This window comes from Chryseobacterium sp. MP_3.2 (assembly GCF_035984805.1).
Lineage (GTDB): Bacteria > Bacteroidota > Bacteroidia > Flavobacteriales > Weeksellaceae > Kaistella.
On the sequence record NZ_JAXCHW010000001.1, the window covers coordinates 171844 to 192400 of the forward strand.

Annotated in this window: 21 protein-coding genes; 16 read left to right on the top strand and 5 right to left on the bottom strand. The window is 34.9% G+C overall.

Annotated elements, in window-relative coordinates; all coding sequences use genetic code 11:
- The first annotated feature begins 1 nt into the window (after window position 1).
- From carB to RCH13_RS00825, 5 genes are all read left to right on the top strand, one after another.
- On the top strand, window positions 2-3187 hold the full coding sequence (gene carB, locus RCH13_RS00805) for a carbamoyl-phosphate synthase large subunit (protein ID WP_326985305.1): 3186 nt from the start codon (window positions 2-4) through the stop codon (window positions 3185-3187).
- A 109-nt stretch (window positions 3188-3296) separates the two neighbouring features.
- Window positions 3297-4010, top strand: a complete 714-nt coding sequence (locus RCH13_RS00810) for a YqjF family protein (RefSeq protein WP_326985306.1) — start codon at window positions 3297-3299, stop codon at window positions 4008-4010.
- A 92-nt stretch (window positions 4011-4102) separates the two neighbouring features.
- Window positions 4103-5644, top strand: coding sequence for an ABC transporter permease/substrate-binding protein (locus RCH13_RS00815; RefSeq protein ID WP_326985307.1), 1542 nt, complete (start codon window positions 4103-4105; stop codon window positions 5642-5644).
- A 1-nt stretch (window position 5645) separates the two neighbouring features.
- Window positions 5646-6287: an ABC transporter ATP-binding protein gene (locus RCH13_RS00820; protein WP_326985308.1), complete on the top strand. Its 642-nt coding sequence runs from the start codon at window positions 5646-5648 to the stop codon at window positions 6285-6287.
- A 245-nt stretch (window positions 6288-6532) separates the two neighbouring features.
- A complete protein-coding gene (locus RCH13_RS00825; RefSeq protein ID WP_326985309.1) occupies window positions 6533-7075 on the top strand; it encodes a hypothetical protein in 543 nt (180 codons plus the stop codon).
- Between the two features lie 73 nt (window positions 7076-7148).
- Here RCH13_RS00825 and RCH13_RS00830 read toward each other — a convergent pair whose 3' ends face one another.
- Both RCH13_RS00830 and RCH13_RS00835 read right to left on the bottom strand, forming a co-directional pair.
- A complete protein-coding gene (locus tag RCH13_RS00830) occupies window positions 7149-7925 on the bottom strand; it encodes an anti-sigma factor (RefSeq protein ID WP_326985310.1) in 777 nt (258 codons plus the stop codon).
- Window positions 7926-7927: 2 nt separating this feature from the next.
- Window positions 7928-8503 (bottom strand): RNA polymerase sigma factor, encoded by a 576-nt coding sequence (locus tag RCH13_RS00835; protein WP_326985311.1) that lies wholly within the window; start codon window positions 8501-8503, stop codon window positions 7928-7930.
- A gap of 138 nt (window positions 8504-8641) precedes the next feature.
- Here RCH13_RS00835 and msrB point away from each other — a divergent pair, with 138 nt between their 5' ends.
- The 7 genes from msrB to RCH13_RS00870 all read left to right on the top strand — a co-directional run bounded on the left by msrB (window position 8642) and on the right by RCH13_RS00870 (window position 12855).
- Entirely contained in the window at window positions 8642-9124 is a 483-nt protein-coding gene (gene msrB, locus RCH13_RS00840; protein WP_326985955.1) for a peptide-methionine (R)-S-oxide reductase MsrB, read from the top strand.
- Between the two features lie 76 nt (window positions 9125-9200).
- Window positions 9201-9776, top strand: coding sequence for a fasciclin domain-containing protein (locus RCH13_RS00845; protein WP_442784605.1), 576 nt, complete (start codon window positions 9201-9203; stop codon window positions 9774-9776).
- A gap of 117 nt (window positions 9777-9893) precedes the next feature.
- A complete protein-coding gene (locus RCH13_RS00850) occupies window positions 9894-10490 on the top strand; it encodes a DUF2911 domain-containing protein (RefSeq protein WP_326985312.1) in 597 nt (198 codons plus the stop codon).
- Between the two features lie 230 nt (window positions 10491-10720).
- A complete protein-coding gene (locus RCH13_RS00855) occupies window positions 10721-11764 on the top strand; it encodes a bifunctional transcriptional activator/DNA repair enzyme AdaA (protein WP_326985313.1) in 1044 nt (347 codons plus the stop codon).
- 58 nt (window positions 11765-11822) lie between these two features.
- Window positions 11823-12350, top strand: a complete 528-nt coding sequence (locus RCH13_RS00860) for a GNAT family N-acetyltransferase (RefSeq protein ID WP_326985314.1) — start codon at window positions 11823-11825, stop codon at window positions 12348-12350.
- Between the two features lie 38 nt (window positions 12351-12388).
- Entirely contained in the window at window positions 12389-12598 is a 210-nt protein-coding gene (locus RCH13_RS00865; protein WP_326985315.1) for a DUF2945 domain-containing protein, read from the top strand.
- 5 nt (window positions 12599-12603) lie between these two features.
- Window positions 12604-12855, top strand: coding sequence for a DUF3253 domain-containing protein (locus tag RCH13_RS00870; protein WP_326985316.1), 252 nt, complete (start codon window positions 12604-12606; stop codon window positions 12853-12855).
- A gap of 15 nt (window positions 12856-12870) precedes the next feature.
- Here the strand turns inward: RCH13_RS00870 and RCH13_RS00875 are convergent, their stop codons facing one another.
- The gene (locus RCH13_RS00875) at window positions 12871-14259 is read right to left on the bottom strand and encodes a DASH family cryptochrome (protein ID WP_326985317.1); all 1389 of its coding nucleotides are present in this window, start codon (window positions 14257-14259) and stop codon (window positions 12871-12873) included.
- A 174-nt stretch (window positions 14260-14433) separates the two neighbouring features.
- Window positions 14434-14592, bottom strand: a complete 159-nt coding sequence (locus tag RCH13_RS00880; RefSeq protein WP_326985318.1) for a hypothetical protein — start codon at window positions 14590-14592, stop codon at window positions 14434-14436.
- Between the two features lie 170 nt (window positions 14593-14762).
- On the opposite strand from RCH13_RS00880, the gene amaB reads away from it, so the two are divergent.
- From amaB to RCH13_RS00895, 3 genes are all read left to right on the top strand, one after another.
- Window positions 14763-16313, top strand: a complete 1551-nt coding sequence (gene amaB / locus RCH13_RS00885; protein ID WP_326985319.1) for an L-piperidine-6-carboxylate dehydrogenase — start codon at window positions 14763-14765, stop codon at window positions 16311-16313.
- 160 nt (window positions 16314-16473) lie between these two features.
- Complete coding sequence (gene lat / locus RCH13_RS00890; protein ID WP_326985320.1) at window positions 16474-17808, top strand: L-lysine 6-transaminase; 1335 nt, start codon at window positions 16474-16476, stop codon at window positions 17806-17808.
- 152 nt (window positions 17809-17960) lie between these two features.
- Window positions 17961-18209, top strand: a complete 249-nt coding sequence (locus RCH13_RS00895; RefSeq protein WP_326985321.1) for a DUF2007 domain-containing protein — start codon at window positions 17961-17963, stop codon at window positions 18207-18209.
- 150 nt (window positions 18210-18359) lie between these two features.
- On the opposite strand, the gene RCH13_RS00900 is transcribed toward RCH13_RS00895, so the two are convergent.
- Window positions 18360-20084 (bottom strand): AraC family transcriptional regulator, encoded by a 1725-nt coding sequence (locus tag RCH13_RS00900; protein WP_326985322.1) that lies wholly within the window; start codon window positions 20082-20084, stop codon window positions 18360-18362.
- 185 nt (window positions 20085-20269) lie between these two features.
- On the opposite strand from RCH13_RS00900, the gene RCH13_RS00905 reads away from it, so the two are divergent.
- Window positions 20270-20491, top strand: a complete 222-nt coding sequence (locus RCH13_RS00905) for a hypothetical protein (protein WP_326985323.1) — start codon at window positions 20270-20272, stop codon at window positions 20489-20491.
- The last annotated feature ends 66 nt before the right edge of the window (window positions 20492-20557 follow it).

The following is a 20557-nucleotide window of genomic DNA, read 5'->3' on the forward strand; positions in this document are numbered from 1 at the left end:
AATGGCAAAAAGAGTAGACATAAAAACAATATTAGTGATAGGAAGTGGTCCCATTATCATCGGACAAGCCGCAGAATTTGATTACGCCGGAACTCAGGCTTGCTTGTCTTTGAGAGAAGAAGGTTACAAAGTAATCCTCATCAATTCAAATCCTGCAACGATTATGACCGATGTGGAGATTGCCGATAAAGTATATATAGAACCGATTTCTTTGGAATTCGTAAGTCATATTATCCGCAAAGAAAGACCAGATGCGCTTTTGCCAACTTTGGGTGGACAAACCGGCTTAAATATGGCCGTAGAATTAGAAAATTCAGGAATTCTGGAAGAATGTAAAGTGGAAGTTCTAGGAACCAAACTTTCAGCCATTAATCAAGCGGAAGACCGGGATTTATTCCGAAACTTAATGCACGAATTAAATGAACCTGTACCAGATTCTGATATTGTAAATGATGTAGAAGGCGCTTTGAAATTCGCAGAAAAAATTGGATTCCCTTTAATCGTTCGTCCCGCTTTTACGATGGGTGGAACTGGTGGTGGAATTGCGCATTCTGTAGAAGAATTAAAAGAAATCACCAGTTTTGGTTTAAAATACAGTCCGGTTCGTCAATGTTTGGTAGAAAGATCCATCGCTGGATACAAGGAAATAGAATACGAAGTGATGCGCGACAAAAACGACAACGCGATTGTTGTTTGTAATATGGAAAACATCGATCCGGTCGGAATTCATACAGGAGATTCTATTGTAGTTGCACCTTCGCAAACACTTTCTGATAGAGAATATCAAATGTTGCGAAACTCTTCCTTAAAGATTATTCGCGCTTTAGGAATTGAAGGTGGTTGTAATGTTCAGTTAGCTTTAGATCCGCATTCTTTCAATTATTATATTATCGAAGTAAATCCGAGAGTCTCTCGTTCATCAGCTTTGGCGAGTAAAGCAACCGGTTATCCAATTGCGAAAATTGCGGCGAAAATCGCGGTAGGTTTAACTTTAGATGAAATCATGAATCCCGTAACTGGAAAAACGTACGCGTGTTTTGAACCTGCCTTAGATTATGTGGTGACAAAATTTCCACGTTTTCCTTTTGATAAATTTGAAACTGCAGATCGACGTCTTTCCACTCAAATGAAAGCAACCGGTGAAGTCATGGCAATCGGAAGAAACTTCGAGGAATCTTTGCAGAAAGCAATTCGTTCTTTAGAGACAGGCTTAAGACATATTGGTTTAAAAACTAAAGACGCTGCAGCCTTAACCGACGAGGAAATTGAAAGAAGAATCAGAGTTTGTGATGATGAGCGATTATTCATTATTGGTGACGCTTTGAGACGTGGTTACGACTGGGAAAAAATTGCTGAATGGAGTAAAATCGATAAATTTTTCATCTGGAAAATTAAAAAACTCATCGATTTTGAAAAAATTATTGCTGAAAATAAATTCGATAAAGAAACTTTACTCGAAGCCAAGAAATTAGGATTTTCAGACCTAAGTATCGCTACATTATGGAATTCCACTCAGAAAGAAATTTTTGAATTCCGGAAGAATAATGGTGTGATGCCGGTTTATAAAATGGTCGATACTTGCGCTGCAGAATTTGAAAGTGAAACCCCGTATTTCTATGGAACTTACGAAGAAGAGAATGAAAGTATTCCATCCGACAAAGAAAAAATCATCGTTTTGGGTTCTGGTCCGATTCGAATTGGTCAAGGTGTAGAATTCGATTATGCCACCGTTCATTCGGTTTGGGCGATTAAAGAAATGGGGTATGAATCGATTATCATTAACAACAATCCAGAAACCGTTTCTACAGATTTCTCGATTTCCGATAAATTATATTTCGAACCCTTAACGGAGGAAGATGTAATGAATATCATCGAACTTGAAAAACCAAAAGGCGTTGTAGTACAGTTTGGCGGACAAACCGCTATTAATTTAGCCGATAAATTAGCTGCTCATGGCGTTCAAATTTTAGGAACTTCACTCGAAGATTTAGACCGTGCTGAAAATAGAAATAAATTTGAATCCGCTCTTCAAGAAATGGGAATTCCGCAACCGTTAGGAAAAACCTGTTTTACGAAAGAAGAAGCTTTGGTAATCGCTACGGAAATTGGTTATCCGGTGTTGGTTCGTCCAAGTTATGTTTTGGGTGGAAGAGCCATGGAAATTGTTTATGATGATTTAGAACTTGCTCATTATATGACGAATGCGGTGAAAGAAAACTCCGAACATCCAATTTTGATCGATCGCTATTTAACCGGAAAAGAGGTGGAAGTTGATGCCATTTGCGATGGAGAAACCGTGGTGATTCCAGGAATAATGGAACATATCGAAAGAGCTGGAGTTCACTCCGGAGATTCCATTGCAGTTTATCCGCCCCAAAATATTACTCCGGAACAGATTGCAACTTTAGTTGATTACACCGAAAGATTAGCGAAAGGTTTGAACGTAATCGGTTTGATGAATATTCAATATGTCCTTTTTGAAGGCGGAGTTTTTGTGATTGAAGTTAATCCGAGATCGAGCAGAACTGTGCCATTCTTATCAAAAATTACCGAAATTCCGATGGCAAATTTAGCCACAAAAGTAATCCTCGGACAAAAATTAAAAGATTTAGGGTATAAAAACGGTTTAGCGCCAGTAAAAGATGGAGTTTTCGTAAAAGTTCCGGTCTTCTCTTTTTCAAAATTAACCAGAGTTGATATTTCGCTCGGACCAGAGATGAAATCAACAGGAGAAGTAATGGGGAAAGATTCGACGCTCGAAAAGGCCTTATATAAAGGTTTAATTGGTGCCGGAAGAAAAATGCCTTTGCATGGTGCAATTCTCTTCACGGTTGCCGATAAACATAAGCCTGAAGCTTGCGAATTAGCCAGAAGATTTCAGGAAATTGGTTTTAAAATTTGGGCGACCGAAGGAACTGCCAATTATTTTGAAGAACACGGAGTTCGCACCAAAATCGGATATAAAATTGAAGAAAATCCAGAAATTAACTTGATTGATTTAATTCAAACTGGAAAAGTTCAATACATCGTAAATACCATGACCAAAGGAAAACAATCCGAAAGAGACGGTTTCCAAATCCGGAGAACTTCGGTAGAAAATGGAGTTCCGTGTTTAACTTCTATGGATACCGTAGAAGCGATTTTAAAAGTCATTGAAAGTATGAGTTTTAAAATGGAGCCGATGTAATTTCAAATTTGTCAAAAACTTAATAAAGATAGAAACCTTCAATGCTTTTAAAAGTGTGAAGGTTTTTTTTATGTTTAATTTTGCCACTTAATTTAAACCATATCAAAAAATGAGTTTCCTTACCGCAGAATGGAATAATTTAGCCATGATCAATTACGTAGTCGATCCAAAAATTCTGGAAAAATATGTTCCGGCTGGAACTGAACTCGATTTTTTTGAGGGAAAATGTTACGTCAGTTTTATTGGGTTTCTCTTCGAAAACGTAAAAGTTTTAGGATTAAAAATTCCGTTTCATACTGATTTTGAAGAAGTTAATTTGAGGTTTTATGTAAGACGATTGGAAAATGGAACCTGGAAAAGAGGTGCCGTTTTCATCAGCGAAATCGTGCCCAAATTTTCCATTTCATTTGTCGCAAATACTTTCTACAATGAGCATTATGAGACATTTCCGATGAAACATACTTTAAAAGTCAAGGACAATTCCCGGGAATTCCTTTACCAATGGAAAGTAGACAATACTTGGAATAGCATTCATGTAGAAACCCAGAAAAATCCTACTGTAATTGAAGTGGGTTCTGAAGCCGAATTTATCACGGAACATTATTTCGGCTATAACAAAGTGAGCGAAACTGAAACGATCGAATATCAGGTGACGCATCCAAGATGGCACCAGTATGAAGTGATCAAAAATAATTCTACGATTGATTTTGAAGCTGTTTACGGAAAGGAATTCGCTTTCATTAAAGCCTTAGAGCCAACTTCTGTTTTCTTGGCAGTTGGGTCCAAAATAAGCATTGAGGAAAAACGTAAAATTAAGGTGTGATCAAAGAAACTCAACTTTAAAAACGAATGGTATTTTCTTAGTTTCTATTGCCAGCAAAAATTATAATTTTTATCTTGTACTAAATTATTTAAATGGATTTTTGGGAGCGCCGCATTTATTACCTTCAACTTTTAGCGGAACATTTACTTCTTTCCTTAGGTTCACTATTGGCCGTTACTTTTCTTGGAATTTCGCTCGGTATTTTTGTTTTTTACTCTTCCAAAAGCCGAAAAATTATTCTTCCGCTCATCAATTTTCTCTACACGATTCCGTCGATTGCGATGTTTGGTTTGCTAATTCCGCTCGTGGGAATTGGATTAAAAAACGCCTTGATTGTTTTAATTATTTACGGCTTACTTCCTATTGTTAGAAGCACTTACAGCGGTTTAAAAGAAGTTCCGGCACAACTGGTAGAAGCGGCTCAAGGTTTAGGCTCTACGAAATTTCAGGTTTTCAGAAATATTTATTTTCCGCTGGCTTTACCTTCTATATTATCAGGTTTAAGAATTACCGTGGTAATGATTGTCGCTTTAACCGGTTTAGCAGCTTTGATTGGTGCAGGTGGACTTGGACAGGCAATTTTTCGGGGTTTAAATACGATGAATACTGAATTAATTGTCACAGGTTCGCTCGGAATTTCCCTATTTGCCATTTTGGGAGATCAATGGTTGGGACAATTCGAAAGAGACGAAAGTTTGCTTCGGGTTATTTCTAAAAACGGCACAAAGCGTCAGAAAAATAGAATTATATTTCCGACTGTTATTGTTTTCATGTTCTCGATCGCAGCACTATTTTACCTAAATCCTTTAAGTTCGAATAAGAGTAAAACAATTGTAGTCGCTTCAAAACCCACGAGTGAACAGTTTATTTTAGGCGAAATTATTTCACAAACGATCGAAAATAATACAGATATCAAGGTTATTCGGAAATTTGGAATCGGTGGCGGAACCACCAATATTCATCCCGCAATGCTCTCCAAAGATTTAGATGTTTACGTCGAATATACGGGCACAGCGTGGCTTAATGTTTTAAAGAAAGACTTGCCTCAAAAGCAACTCATTAATTTCGAGGAATTAAATAAAACCTATGAAAACCAATTCAAATTAAAATGGCTCGGACTTTTAGGTTTCAATAATACGTACGGATTAGCGATCAGTAAAAGTGATGCAGAAAAACAAAATATCCTGTCTTATTCCGAACTTGCAGTGAAAAGTGGAGACTTTACATTTGGGGCAGAATTCGATTTTTTTGAAAGAAGTGATGCTTTTCCCGGCTTGAAGAAAACGTATCCTTTTCAATTCAAAAATTTAGAGGAAATGGATATTAATCTTCGGTACAAAGCTTTTGAAGAAGGCAAAATCAATGCGGTAGATGTTTTCACTACTGATGCACAGATCAAAAATTTGAACCTGAAAGTTTTAAAAGACGATAAAAATTACTTCCCTAATTATGAAGCGGGAATTGTCATTCGTCAAGAAATATTAGAAAAACATCCAGCAGTAGAAAAGCTGTTATTGCAATTACAGGGAAATATATCCACAGAGAAAATGCAGGAACTTAATTATCAAGTAGAAATCGAGAATAAAAGTCCCGCAGAAGTTGCGAAGAATTTTATTAATAATTTAAGGAATTAAAATGAAGGAAACGAGCATCATTTCTGTGGAGCATATTTATTTTAATTATGGAACCCAAACTATTTTTCAGGATTTTTCAACAGATTTTGAAAGGGGAAGTTTCACCTGCATTTTAGGAGAAAGCGGAAGTGGAAAATCAACTTTACTGCGAATCATCAACGGTTTGATTCTTCCTCAAAAAGGATTGGTTAAAATTGATCAGGAAATTTTAGCTAAGGAAAATTTAATTCAGAACAGATTAGAAATGGGTTACGTTCTGCAGGGAAATTCGTTATTTCCGCATCTTACGGTTTACCAGAATATGATTTACTGCCTGAAAATATTAAAAAAACCTGACGCTTTTTGCAAAGAGAAAATTACCGAACTCCTCCCATTAGTTGGACTGAAAGAAGATCTACTTCAAAAATTTCCAGATGAAATAAGTGGCGGTCAAAAACAAAGAGTAGGAATAATTCGTGCTCTTGCACACAATCCGAAAATAGTTTTAATGGATGAACCTTTTTCCGCTTTGGATAGTGAAACGCGGCATAAACTTCAAATTCTCGTAAAAAATATTCATCAAAAACTGGAAACGACGTTTGTCATGGTAACGCATTCTAAAGAAGAAGCTGAAATTTTGGGAACGAAAATTTTACCGTTATAAATTTTAATCTTATAATTCAAAATATTCAGCTAATTTTCCCTTTAGTTGAAATAATTCCTATTACAGTTCCTCGTAGGATAATATAATACATGCCGCATAAATAATCTATTTTTTATGGAGATAATTTAAATTTATTACGTAATTCTTAAAGTTTGTTAAAGTTTTTTAAGATTGCAGTAAGTGGCATTTTTATTGTGTCATCCTTCGCAACCTTAAAATATAATATTAACTTAATAATTTAAATTATGGAAAATTCCACAAACTACAGACCAGATTACAGAAACGATTATGTTTCTAAAGTTTTCAGATCAAGAGAAGACGCAGATAATGCGTTTAACCATTTATCAGAAAGAGGATACTCGAAAGATGATATTAATGTAATGATGTCTGATGATACAAGAGACCGACATTTCACAAACAATGATAATCATGATTCTGCACTTGGAGATAAAGTAGCTGACAATGCAGCAACAGGATCTTTGATTGGTGGTGGTGTTGGTGCAGTTGTAGGCGCTATTGCGGCAATCGGATCAAATGTTTTATTGCCAGGTTTAGGATTAATTATCGCAGGACCTTTAGCTGCAGGACTTGCTGGAGCTGGAGCTGGAGCTGCAACAGGTGGATTGATTGGAGCATTAACTGGAATGGGTGTGCCAGAAGAAGAAGCCACAAGATATAGAGACGACATTAAAGATGGTGGGATTTACATGGGATTCAAACCAAGACATGAGCAAGATGCACGCGATACCTACGATAGATGGTATACAAACGACTCAAGAAATCTATAGAATTAATTTCTCGCAAAAAAATCCGTCTCGTAATTTTACAAGACGGATTTTTTTATTTTTAGTGTAAAGGAATTTAAATCGTTCCCATCACGTACATTTCTTCCATCGTAGGGGTTGGATTTCCTCCCGCTTTTTCCAGTGTAATCGCGAAGGCTTGTGCATTTTCAACGGACTTCATTTCTTGGAAACCAGCATCTTTATCAGTGCTGTACATTCCCATATCTACGGGTTTACCTTCTACAATTGCCCAGAGTTGATATTGCTTTCCGGTAGGAGCTGCCGGTAAATTTTTCATTTCTAAAAATACCCTTTTTGAGGTATGCCAATAAACATCTGCTAACAAATCAGGATGATTTTCTACTCCTTTCAATTCAATTTTTGCTGAATTTTTCATGAGGTTATTCATTTCTTCTAAAGACGAAACTTTTGCTGACAGCGTTGTGTTATTTTGTGCAATGGTATCAAGTTGCTGATTTTTAGAATTCACTTCGTATCCTAAATATCCCAAACCAAAAAGAAGCGCAACAGAAGCTGCCATCATCCAGGTCGGAATTGCCGTACTAATTTTCGCAGGGATTTCTTTTTTAACCATCGGAATTATTTTCCCCGAGGTTTCTAAATTTGAATTGAAATCTAATTTTTTTAGCAATTCAGCTTTGATATGAGACGGAGGTTGAATAGCAGTTTTAGTTGCCAGTTCTTCTAAAATTAATTGATATTCTGCTACTGCAGTTTGTACTTCAGAATTATTTTGCATTACACACTCCAGAATAGAAGACTCCTCTTGAGAAATATTTCCCAAAACGTAGTTTTCTATAACTCCTGATGATATGTAAGTTTTAATATCCACTTTTATTTAAGTAAAAAAAATAATATAACAAATTGAAAATCTCTTAAAACAGTTTTTAGTTCTAATAAAGCTGCTCTTGTTCTTGTTTTTACGGTTCCCAAAGGAATTCCTAACTCTTCTGCAATCTCTTCTTGAGTAAATCCTCCGAAATAAGCTTTGTTGATTAAAATGCTGTAATCAGCTTTCAAAGAATTCACCAAATTCTCTACTTCTTTAAACTCATGTTTCTGTTCTGTAGAGAGAGACTTGTTATCATCTACGAAGTCTGGAATGCTTTGGTTTTGTAAATCGTTTTGAAAAGATTTTGATTTTAGCCGATCGATGGCAGAATTTCTAGCAATATTCAGCATCCAGGTATAAAGGGCCCCTTTTTTTGGATCGTAAGAAGTAATGGAATTCCAGATTTTCACAAAGGTATCCTGTAAAACTTCATTGGCTTCCTCTTCATATTTCACTATACGAAAAATCACCCCATAGAATGCAGGTGAATAATTATCATATAAATAGTTAAATCCCTTTTGATCCCTACTTAAAAGTAAGGAAACAAGTTGTTCCGTAGAAAGGGATGCTTTTTTCATGAAATTCAGATGGGCAAATATAAAATAATAATTCAAATGAAAATCCAATTTCTTGTCCTACTCGTAAATTAATTTTAAAAGAATACGATTATGAATGCTATTATAAAATTTTCAACTTTTGTGATGATAGGCGCTGCAATGTCTAGTACAGGTTTTGCACAAAAAGTTCAAATGGTAAATGGAAAAAAGAAAATTAATCCTTATTACTCCCGAACCAATACGCAAAAAATAACAGTTCCTAATTCCAGTTGGAAAAAAGTGCTAAACTCAAATTTGTATGCTGTGGCTCGCCAAAATCAAACCGAAGCAGCTTTTACTGGCAAGTATAATAACTTCGAGGGAAAAGGAACATATTACTGTGGTTCCTGTGGAAATCCTTTATTCCGCTCCGATGCAAAATTTGCTACAACTTGTGGATGGCCAAGTTTTTTTGAAACGATACGTTCAAAATCAGTGATGTATAAAAGAGATGATTCTTACAATATGGTGAGAACTGAAGTACTTTGTGGCAGATGCGAAGGCCACTTAGGACATCTTTTCGATGACGGTCCGAAACCAACGAAAAAAAGATATTGTATGAATTCTATCGCTATGGAATTTGAACCGTTAAAAAAATCATAAAATCAATCTAAACAAAATTAGTCCTCGTATATCATTGCAGCACAAATTTATAAATCAACATTAAATTATTATTATTATGAACTACTTAAAAATGACCGCCGTAGCATTCGCACTCACTTTAACAGTGGCAATGACTACGCAATCTTGCTCATCTACCATGATGAATCAGGATAATACAGTAATGGTTGGAGGTGCAGCAATGTATCCAACTAAGAATATCGTAGAAAATGCGGTGAATTCAAAAGATCATACCACTTTAGTTGCTGCTGTGAAAGCTGCAGGATTGGTAGAAACTTTACAAAGTGCAGGACCATTCACGGTTTTCGCACCAACCAATGCAGCCTTTGGCAAATTGCCTGCAGGAACAGTAGGAACTTTGGTAATGCCAGAAAACAAAGCGACGCTTACAAACATTTTAACTTATCACGTGGTACCAGGAAGAATTTCCTCTGCAGATTTGTCTAAATGGATAATGAAAAATAACGGAATGTACATGGCTAAAACCGTTCAAGGAGAGGAATTAACTTTCTGGATGAAAGGAAAAGACATGTATGTTAAAGATACAAAAGGTAACTCTGCACGGATTACAATTGCAGATGTAAACCAGTCAAATGGCGTGATTCATGTGATCGACACAGTTTTGATGCCATAGTTTCATAGTTTTATTTTTAAGGGAGTCACCTAAATTTCGGTTTAGGTGACTTTTTTTGTTATTGCAGACGGCTAACTCTATTGCTTTTTTCCTAACTTTAGCAAAATCAAATTATTTATGAAAAAATTACTTCTTAGTACTATGCTAGCTTTTTCGGTAACCGCATATTCGCAATGGTCAACTCCTACACCAAGTCCACAGCAGAAAATTGAGCAACAATTCTCCTTGTCTAAAATAACGGTTGATTACGGAAGACCGGGCGTAAAAGGACGTAAAATCTTTGGTGATTTGGTTCCTTTCAATAAAGTTTGGCGCGCTGGAGCTAATGGCGCAACTAAAATTACCTTTGGTCAAAATGTAAACTTTGGGGGAAAAATGGTGACCGCTGGATCTTACGCTTTATTCGTGATGCCAATGGAAAAAGAGTGGAAAATTATGTTGAATAAAGATGCAAATCAATGGGGTGCATATGCCTACGATGAAAAATTAAATGTGGCAGAGATTTCCGTACCTGTTCAAAAATTAAATGATAAACAGGAGTATTTGGAAATTTCATTCAATCCAATTGATGATCATACCACACATTTGGTGATTACCTGGGATATAACGCAAGTGAAGGTTCCGATAACAGAAGCAAAACCCGAAGCAGTTTTAAAAATCATTGATAAGCTAAATGATATTAAGAAAATTGAGAAAGATGCAGCTAAAAAATAAATTCAAAGTGAACTTCGGTTCACTTTTTTTTTAACTTCAAATATTGATTTGCAATTTTTTCCATGTACACCAAAGAATTATTTCTTTAAATTTTCATCAATTATCAATTATCAATCATCAATAATCAATCATCTTCCAGTAAAGCGGTCTTAAATCTATTAAAAAATACTTGTCAATTTTTCGGTTGCCCAAATAATCCTCAGAAAGTATTTTTGCTTTAAATTTACAACATGCAACTTTCCTCAGAATTAATGTATCAAGCCTCCTTCGAAAAAAATACTGACTTTGAAGGTGTTTTTTGGATGGGTGTAAAAACAACTGGAATATTTTGTCGGCCCACTTGTACTGCGAGAAAACCTAAGAAAGAAAACGTAGAATTCTTTTTTACCTCAAAAGCTGCAATTTTAAAAGGATATCGGCCATGCAAAGTTTGCAAACCCTTAGAAATTCCGGATGAAACTCCAAAAAATATTCAGAAAATTTTAGAAGAACTTCGGTTAGATCCAACTTTAAAATTAAAGGATTTCGATCTGGAAAAACGTGGCTTAGAACCGGCAACAGTCAGAAGATGGTTCCAGAAAAATCATGGCATGACTTTTCAAGCGTTTCAAAGAATGTTTCGGTTGAACACAGCTTTTAAAAAAATTCAACAGGGAGATAACATTATGGAAACCGCTTATGAGAGTGGATTCGAGAGTTTAAGCGGCTTTAATGAAAGTTTCAAAAATATTTTTGGAGTTTCCCCGAAAAATTCAAAAACGCAGAACATTATTGACTTAAAAAGAATAGAAACGCCCATCGGAACAATGTATGCAGCTGCGACTGTAGCTGGAATTTGTATGCTGGAATTTACTGATCGAAAAATGCTGGGAACCGAATTCAAAGATCTTGCGAAATCCTTAAACGCAACCATAATTCACGGTGAGAATACTCATTTTAAAATTTTAGAAAAAGAGTTAAAAGAATATTTTAAAGGAGAAAGACGGGACTTTAGTGTTCCACTTTCACCCGTAGGAACTGAATTTCAAAAATCCGTCTGGAAAATTTTAATGAAAATTCCCTATGGCGAAACTTGGAATTATAAAAAGCAATCAGAAGTCTTGGGTGATGTAAAAAAAGTACGAGCCGTGGCAAATGCGAATGGAATGAACAAAATTTCTATCTTAATTCCTTGTCATCGGGTCATTGGAAGCAATGGCACTTTGACGGGTTATGGCGGCGGAGTTTGGCGCAAACAGAAATTGCTGGAATTAGAAAAAACCATTCTTTTATAGGTCCAAATATCCTTTTTAATTTTTAAATAAGTACAAACTTACAACCAATATCAAAGCAATGAATTTCAGCATACAGCCGGTTTTAGAAAATGACATTATCAGTTTAATTCCCTTAGAAAAACATGATTTTGAAGAATTGTTCGACGTTGCCTCAGATCCGAAAGTTTGGGAACAACATCCTAATAAAGAGCGATATAAAAGAGAGGTGTTTGAAAATTTCTTTCAAGGCGCAATGGAAAGCAAGGGTGCTTTTCTAATTATTGACAAAGAAACCGAGGAAGCTTTAGGAAGCACGCGATTTTACGATTACAATAAAGATGACAGCAGTATTTTAATCGGATATACCTTTTACGGCACAAAATCCTGGGGTAAAAATATCAATGCAAGTGCGAAGAAATTAATGTTGGATTACATTTTTCAATTTGTAGACAAGGTTATTTTTCATGTTGGGAAAGATAATCTGCGTTCCGTAACGGCCATGACGAAACTCGGAGCAGAAAATTTGGGCGAAGAGGAAGTTGCCTATTTTGGAGAAGATTCAAAAATGAATATCATGTTTCAAATCAAAAAAGAAAATTGGAAATGATCATATGTTCAAATTAATTTTATTATAACTGTCGAAATATGATTAGAAAAGGAACAAAAGTTAAGTGGAAATGGGGTAGTGGAACGGGTGAAGGAAAAGTTATAGAAACTTTTCAAGAAGAAATTACAAAAATTCTTAAAGGTTCCAAAATCACCAGAAAAGGAGAAAAGGGAAACAAAGCTTTGCTCATTGAACAAGAAGATGGAGATCAAGTTTTAAAGCTGGAAAGTGAAGTTGAAAAAGCCTAGGAAAATTGAAAAATCCAGAAAACATTAAGAACTCGCATCTCAAATTTGCCGAAGAGCGCGGTTCCGATAAAACGTACTGTCCCTCAGAAGTTGCACGGAAATTATTTCCAGACAATTGGCGGGAAATGATGGAAATGGTCCGCGAAATTGGTGATGAATTAGTCAGAGAAGGACAATTGGAAATTCTCCAAAAAGGAGTTGTGCATGAGAGAGTTTCAACTGGATTAAAGGGTCCAATTCGATTTCGGAAAAAGTAGCTAAGTTTTGGAACATTAATCCACTAACTTTTGAATTAGATTAATGGCTCTCGTCCATTTTGCAAATATTTCAAGGGGTTTTGGGTAGGCCGGGATATCAAATTCCCACGGAATTAAAACGGCGATATCATTTTGATCCCGCAATTCTGGAATCCATTTTCGTATATAATCTTGCGCTTTGTATTTATTGGATTGATGCACAGGATTGGTGTAATAAATCTCAAAAGCCTGCACGTGCCAATTCATCCAATTTGCACTTACATCATAATCGATGAGCCGACTTTCAAAATAAGCAGCGCCCCAAGTCCAATCAATTTTTAAATCGTGCACAAAATAACTGGCGCAATTTACCCTACCGCGATTACTCATGTAACCCGTTGCATTCAGCTGCCGCATGTGTGCATCTACAAAGGGAATTCCGGTAGTTCCAGTGCACCATCTTTCGAATTTTTCTGGATCATTTTTAAAATCTACTGCCTTATTTTTATATCCTTTCGTCTTAAAGATTTCATCGCCAAATTTCATTCCTTTAAAGGTGAAATAGTCTCGCCAAACCAACTCAAAAATAAGCCACCATGTACTTTGGTTTTTAGTAATTAATTTTTCATATTCCTTCACTACCGCATAAATTTCCCGTGGAGAAATACATCCTAAAGCCAGGTAGGGTGAAAATTTTGAACTGTAATCCAAACCTTCAGATTTATTTCTGGTCCAGCGATAACCCGTTAAAAGCTGAGATTTAAAAGTGTAGTATTGCAACCGTTCAAGCGCTAAGTTTTCTCCACCTGCTAAAAAAGGAGAGGCAGAATCATATTCCTTCTTATTAAAGCCATAAATTTTGCAGGAGGGAAATTTTGTACTTTTCGCGTCAGGGAAAGATTTTAAAATTTTTGGAGTAGGAAAAGGTGGTCGAGGTTCTGCTTCTTTCCCTGCAGGAATGCGATATGCCTTACTCGTCAAGGGAATATTTGGAATATCAAATGGAATATCATTTTTGTGATAAAGCGTTTTGCCCCAGAAAAAATGAAAATTTAAAGCAGGTAAAATGGTTTGAATTTCTGCAATTAAGTCGAGCTCTTCACTTGCGTATTCTTCTTCCGCATACAGATCTGTAATTGCGTATTTTTGAACAATTTCTGGTAGATTTTGCAAAGCAGATTCTTGTCCGATAATTAAATGACCGCCCGCATTGTTTAAATTTTTTTGAAGGTCAATAACAGCCTGTTCCAAAAATTTAAAGCGATTGAAATCTGCTTTTCTAAATCCCAACTCTAATTTCTCAAAGTTTTTTTTCTCTAAACAAAAGCAGAAAACGAGCTCATCACACTCCCTGATTGCCGTTTGAAGTGCTTCATTGTCATGAAGTCTCAAATCGTTTTTAAACCAAACTAAGCCTCTTTTCATGCCAAAAATATTACGAAAGTTTTATTTGATGTTTTTTAGAATGTTGAACACAGAACTATTAAAATTGTGAAAACATCAAAGATAATTATTAAGGATTATCTGATAACGAATGAACCGAATCGAGCGGCGATGAATTGATATGAGATACTTTAGATGGTTCGAATTAAAAGTAATCTATTTCCCAAAACAGTCCTGGAAAATTTCTGCGCCATAGTAAAATACGAAAAGCCAGGCAATTCCTTTTACGGTAAAAAAGATGAGGCCGCCAATTCCCACGCGCTTGAACCATTTTTTCAGTTTCGAGTTTTCATTTTCTATTTGGTTGTTTTCCATGAATGATTTTTCGCAAAAATAAGGCTTTTATCTAAAATGTTTTAGTTTAAATTCTTCTACAATTCTCCTATTCTGAATTAAATGAAACAAACAAAAATCAAGATTTAAGGCTTAAAATTTTTCATACCTGAGCAATTTTACTACCTTTAAGCTCAATTCAAAATAAAAATATGTCCCATACAACTCAGGATTTTGGAATAGAAAAATCCCTTTCTAATTTAGGAATTTCAGCAAATAATAAAGGCGTTTCCTCCGGTGGAAAATATTTTGCCAATGGTGATTTGGTAGAAAGCTACTCCCCAACAGATGGTGAATTAATTGGTAAAGTGACGAGTGCAAATGCAGATGATTATGCTAAAATAATTGAAACTGCAAGAAATGCATTTAAGGAATTTCGCCAAATTCCAGCCCCAAAACGCGGTGAATTGGTTCGTCAATTCGGACTTAAATTACGTGAAAATAAGGATGATTTAGGCAAATTGGTTTCCTACGAAATGGGAAAATCACTTCAAGAAGGTTTAGGAGAAGTTCAGGAAATGATAGATATCTGCGATTTTGCTGTCGGTTTATCACGTCAACTTCACGGTTACACGATGCATTCCGAAAGACCTGGGCATAGAATGTACGAACAATATCATCCGCTCGGAATTGTAGGAATTATTTCAGCTTTCAATTTTCCGGTTGCTGTTTGGGCTTGGAATACCGCATTAGCATGGGTTTGCGGAAATGTCACCATTTGGAAACCTTCAGAAAAAGCGCCGCTTTGTGCCATCGCTTGTCAGAATATAATCAACGAGGTTTTGGCAGAAAACAATTTACCAGAAGGAATTTCGACCATGATTGTAGGAGATCATAAAATTGGAGATTTGTTGGTGAATGATAAAAATGTATCCCTAATTTCTTTCACTGGTTCTACCAAAGTAGGTAGGTTAGTGGGGACAAACGTGGCGAAAAGATTTGGGAAATCTATTCTGGAATTAGGTGGAAATAATGCCATTATTTTTACAGAAAACGCAGATTTAAATATGTCGATTATCGGAGCTGTGTTTGGAGCAGTAGGAACTGCAGGACAAAGATGTACTTCTACAAGACGTTTAATAATTCACGAATCTATTTTTGAAGAAGTGAAAAACCGTTTGGTAAAAGCATATGAACAAATAAAAATAGGAAATCCTTTAGATGAAAATAATCACGTAGGACCTTTAATCGATAAACAAGCCGTTCAACAATATTTGGATTCCATTGAAAAATGTAAAAAAGAAGGTGGAAACTTCGTGGTAGAAGGTGGCGTCTTGGAAGGTGAAAATTATGAATCGGGATGTTATGTAAAACCATGCATCGCGGAAGTTGAAAATTCTTTCGAAATTGTGCAGCATGAAACTTTTGCACCGATTCTTTATATTATGAAGTACAAAACTTTAGAAGAAGCAATCGCAATGCAGAATGATGTACCCCAAGGTTTAAGTTCCGCGATTATGACGACTGATATGCGACAAGCAGAATTATTTTTATCTCAGAATGGATCAGATTGTGGAATCGCCAATGTGAACATTGGGACTTCGGGTGCAGAAATAGGTGGCGCTTTTGGCGGTGAGAAAGAAACTGGCGGTGGTAGAGAATCCGGCTCTGATGTTTGGAAATATTACATGAGAAGACAAACCAATACCATCAATTATACAGACAGTTTGCCTTTAGCACAGGGAATTAAATTCGATTTGTAAATTAATAAAAAATTGGGCAGCAATCTCTGCTCCCCATCCTGTTTTTCTTAAGATTTAAGAAATATAGAAAAGAGCTCCACTTAGGTCACACTTTAGAATAGAACTAAAATAAAATTTGGTGATAAGAAATTATCGATAACGTTTGAAAAATAAAAGAAATATGAATGACGCAATTGCATCACATCCAATCCCAACCAATGAAGTGAAACAAACGCTCGGCAGACACATGCTTGCTGATGGTTTTGATTTCGTAATGGATTTTGATAAATCTCAAGGCTCCTGGATCCATGATCGGGTGACGGGAAAAAAATTCTTGGATATGTTCTCTATGTTTGGCTCTGCCTCCATTGGATATAATCATCCTTATTTAATGGAAAGGTCTGAATGGCTTGGAAGAATGGCGGTGAATAAACCTACTTTGGCTGATGTGTATTCCCAAGAATTTGCAGATTTCATGAAGGTTTTTGAAAGAGTAGCAATTCCAAAGGAATTACAATATTGCTTTTTTATAGAAGGCGGAACCATGGGAGTTGAAAATGCAATGAAAGCTTGTTTCGACTGGAAAACGCGTAAGAACTTTGAAAAAGGTCTTAATCTAGAAGCTGGAATATGTATTCATTTCAAACAGGCATTTCATGGAAGAAGCGGATATACCTTAAGTTTGACCAATACTTCAGATCCAAGAAAATACCAATATTTCCCAAAGTTTGATTGGCCAAGAATTGTTAATCCGTATTTACATTTCCCAATTACTGATGAAAATTTAGCAGAAACCATCAAGCATGAAAATCTTGCGCTTCTAAATATTACCGAAGCAATTATTTCTAATCCAAATGAGGTGGCTTGTATTATCATTGAACCCATTCAGGCTGAAGGTGGCGATAATCATTTCCGAGATGAGTTTTTTACAGGTCTGCGAAAAATTTGCGATGAGCACGAGGTTTTACTCATTTTTGATGAAGTGCAAACTGGAATGGGACTGACTGGAAAAATGTGGGCCTTTGAACATTTCACTGCAAGACCAGATATTATTTCCTTCGGAAAAAAAGCACAAGTTTGTGGCGTTTTAGCCAATAAGGAAAAATTTGACGAGATTCCCCAAAATGTATTCCGAGAAAGCTCCAGAATAAATTCTACATTCGGTGGAAACTTTATAGATATCCTTCGTTTTCAATTAATTATGGAAGTGATTGAGCAAGAAAATTTGGTAGAAAATGCAAGGATAGTAGGAGAGTATTTGGTAGAAGGTTTACAAAAATTAGCAGATGAATTCCCCGCAACAATTTCTAATGCAAGAGGTCGCGGTTTAATGGCTGCTATTGATTTGCCAAGTGGTGCACAAAGAGACCATTTAAGAGAAATACTTTACGATGATGGTCTGATAATTTTATCATGTGGCGAGCAATCCATCCGTTTCAGACCGCATTTGAATGTGACCAAAGAGGAAATTCAAATTGCTCTGGATAAAATTGCCAGCAATATTTCTAAATTATAACATTTTAAAATTGTCAAATTTTTTTAGACTTTACGTGGCTTTGTATATCTTATAACTAAGTAATCCAGTGCTATTGTGATTAACATATTGATACCTAGATTTGTGTATATAGTTTAATTTTACTACTTTACAGTCTGAAAAGAATAATGATTATGGCAAGAGAAACGAGAGTATCTGTATTTGAAAGCGAAAAAAACACTGAAATTCAATTACTAAGATCAAAATTAGAAACACAGAACATTCAAACATTTTTAAATGACAAATACATGTCATTTACAACGACACCCACTGCAAGTATAATAAAACTGATGGTAAATTTGCAGGATGAACAGAAAGCTTTTTCAATTATAGACGCTTATCTACAAGAAACAGAATTAACTTTTAGTAACCATAAAAATTAATTTTATTATTTTAAATTTTAAATTTTAAATTTTACATTTTACAATGATCGAAGTCTTTTTTAAAAAAGATTTCGATTTTTTTTTGCCTGCTAATATTATCTATATACTCGCCGTAAACTTTAATAATTTGTAGAAAGGTAAAATTCTACGCTAGAGTTTATCTTTCATCATCTTTATAAATACAGAAGGTTTTAAATCAAATTTTCGTCGGAAATTATCAGAAAAATTTTCCGCGCTACTGAATCCTGCTTTGCAGGCCAATTCTTTTACATCCATATTCAAATATTTCACATCATTTTTTAACCGGTCAATGATAAATTCCAACCGAAGATCATTAATGTAAAGTGTGAAATTTTTTCCTTTGTAAGTGTTGATTATTTTTGAAAAATAGGTAGAATTGGTTCCTAAATCTTCACTCAGCATTTTTTGTGAAATCTGGGTATCCAGAAATTTATTCTCATTTTCAAAAATTTCTAGTTGGCGCAATATATTCTCCACAAAAATCGGATTTAGACCAGGGATTTTATTAAAAAATTCATAATCAGTTATTTGATTTTCCTCATAATCATTGGTTTGTTCTTGCGTATTGACCAATTTAACGGCACTAGTATTTTGTTGCGCCAAAATTTCTTCGAATCGCTTTTTATAATTTTGTTTTTCTCGCTGGATACGAAGGCTGAAAAAGGAAAAGCCGATTAATAAGATGGAAATGAGCGAAACAAAGACAACTTGTTGCGTCTTAACTGTTCCTTCAATCCTATTCTTTTCTGATATTAATTTTTTGGTATCGTATTCTTTTACAATACGTTGATAGAGATACTTGTAATTTTTCTCGTAGGATCTATCTAGAAACATCAATTTATTAATATACTCTAACTGCTTTTTGGTGTCCCCTTTAGAATTGTAATATTTAATAAGAATTTCATAAGCAGCCCGAAACTGAGGATCAAGTTTTTTAGTCTTGTTGTAATGCTTATCAATCTCTTCTAAATACTTTACTGCTAAATTTCTTTTTCCAGTATACCAGTATGAAAGGCCCAAATAGTAGACTTCTGTATTGTGATGCCACTGGTCGTTGTATAGTTTAATGGCTTCGGAAAATTTTGATATTGCAGTTGCGTAATCTTTGGAATAGTATGCATTGGTTCCTTCAGAAGAAATGAAATAGGGGACATATTGATCAAGCTTATTTTTTTCCAAATAGGTGAAAGCTTCCTTTAGTAATTCTTTATTTTCTTTGAATTTCCCCAATTTGGTATTGGAATCAATAAGACTCATCAATGAATATATATAATAAACCTGGTAATTTTTCCCTAAAGAAGTTTTGTTTTCTAAATTATCTTTAAAAAATTTCAGACAAATTAAAAGTTCTTTATTCGCATCTTCATACTGACCGAGATAAATTTTATTCTGAGCAATATAATAGATGGTTTTATTTAAAATATAGTCATTCCCAAATTCTTGCGATAGTTTATTAGCCACCAAAATATCATCAAGCGCTTTTTGATAATATTCCTCTGTCATATTAATATTACCTCTATTAAGATAAGCATCTAAAAGGATCTTTTTATCGGAGGATTTATTTCCTGTAATAAGTGCACTGTCTGCGTATTTAATATTATCTGGAAACTTACTACTTATACTTGCATATCGAAAAGCATAAAATAATGCCTCGTTATTTTTTTCTTTTTTGGATTTTTTAATGTAGAAATGAATCAATTCCCACATTTTTTCTGGATTATTATTGTAATCGTCTATCCTTTTTTCAATCTCTACATAACTTAAATTTGAATTAATTACATTTTGAGCATTAATTATGGAAGAAATTTGGAGGAAAAAGAGAAATAAAAACGCGTAAAGATATTTCAACAGCATAGGACCTTAATAATATGATTACTAGTTAATTAAATAGTATTTAAGTTACATTTTTACAATATTAGTGTAATTTTTTTTAAAAAACGACCAATATTTTACAATAATCGTGTAATTTTTTATAAAGTAACGGTCTTTTTTTTTGCTTTGTAAGCGCTACCTACAATACATTTGTAAAAATAAAACGAATGAAAAAGTTAGCACTTATCGCCGCCGTAGTTTTTACTACCCTTACAATACAATCTTGCAGACAAACTGAAGACGTATTATCTCCAGAAGAAATTATGACACTACAAAGAGTTCAAAATTCATCTGACAATATATTAAAAAATGCTGACCCCGTAAATACTGGAGCAACTAATACTTCATCACTTGTTGATGGCGAAATTGTTCCCCCACCAAAAAAGTAACCCCCTAAACTAAATATTTTTTTTTCATCATTTGTGTTGGTTCTTTCGCGATTTGTTCGCGAAAGA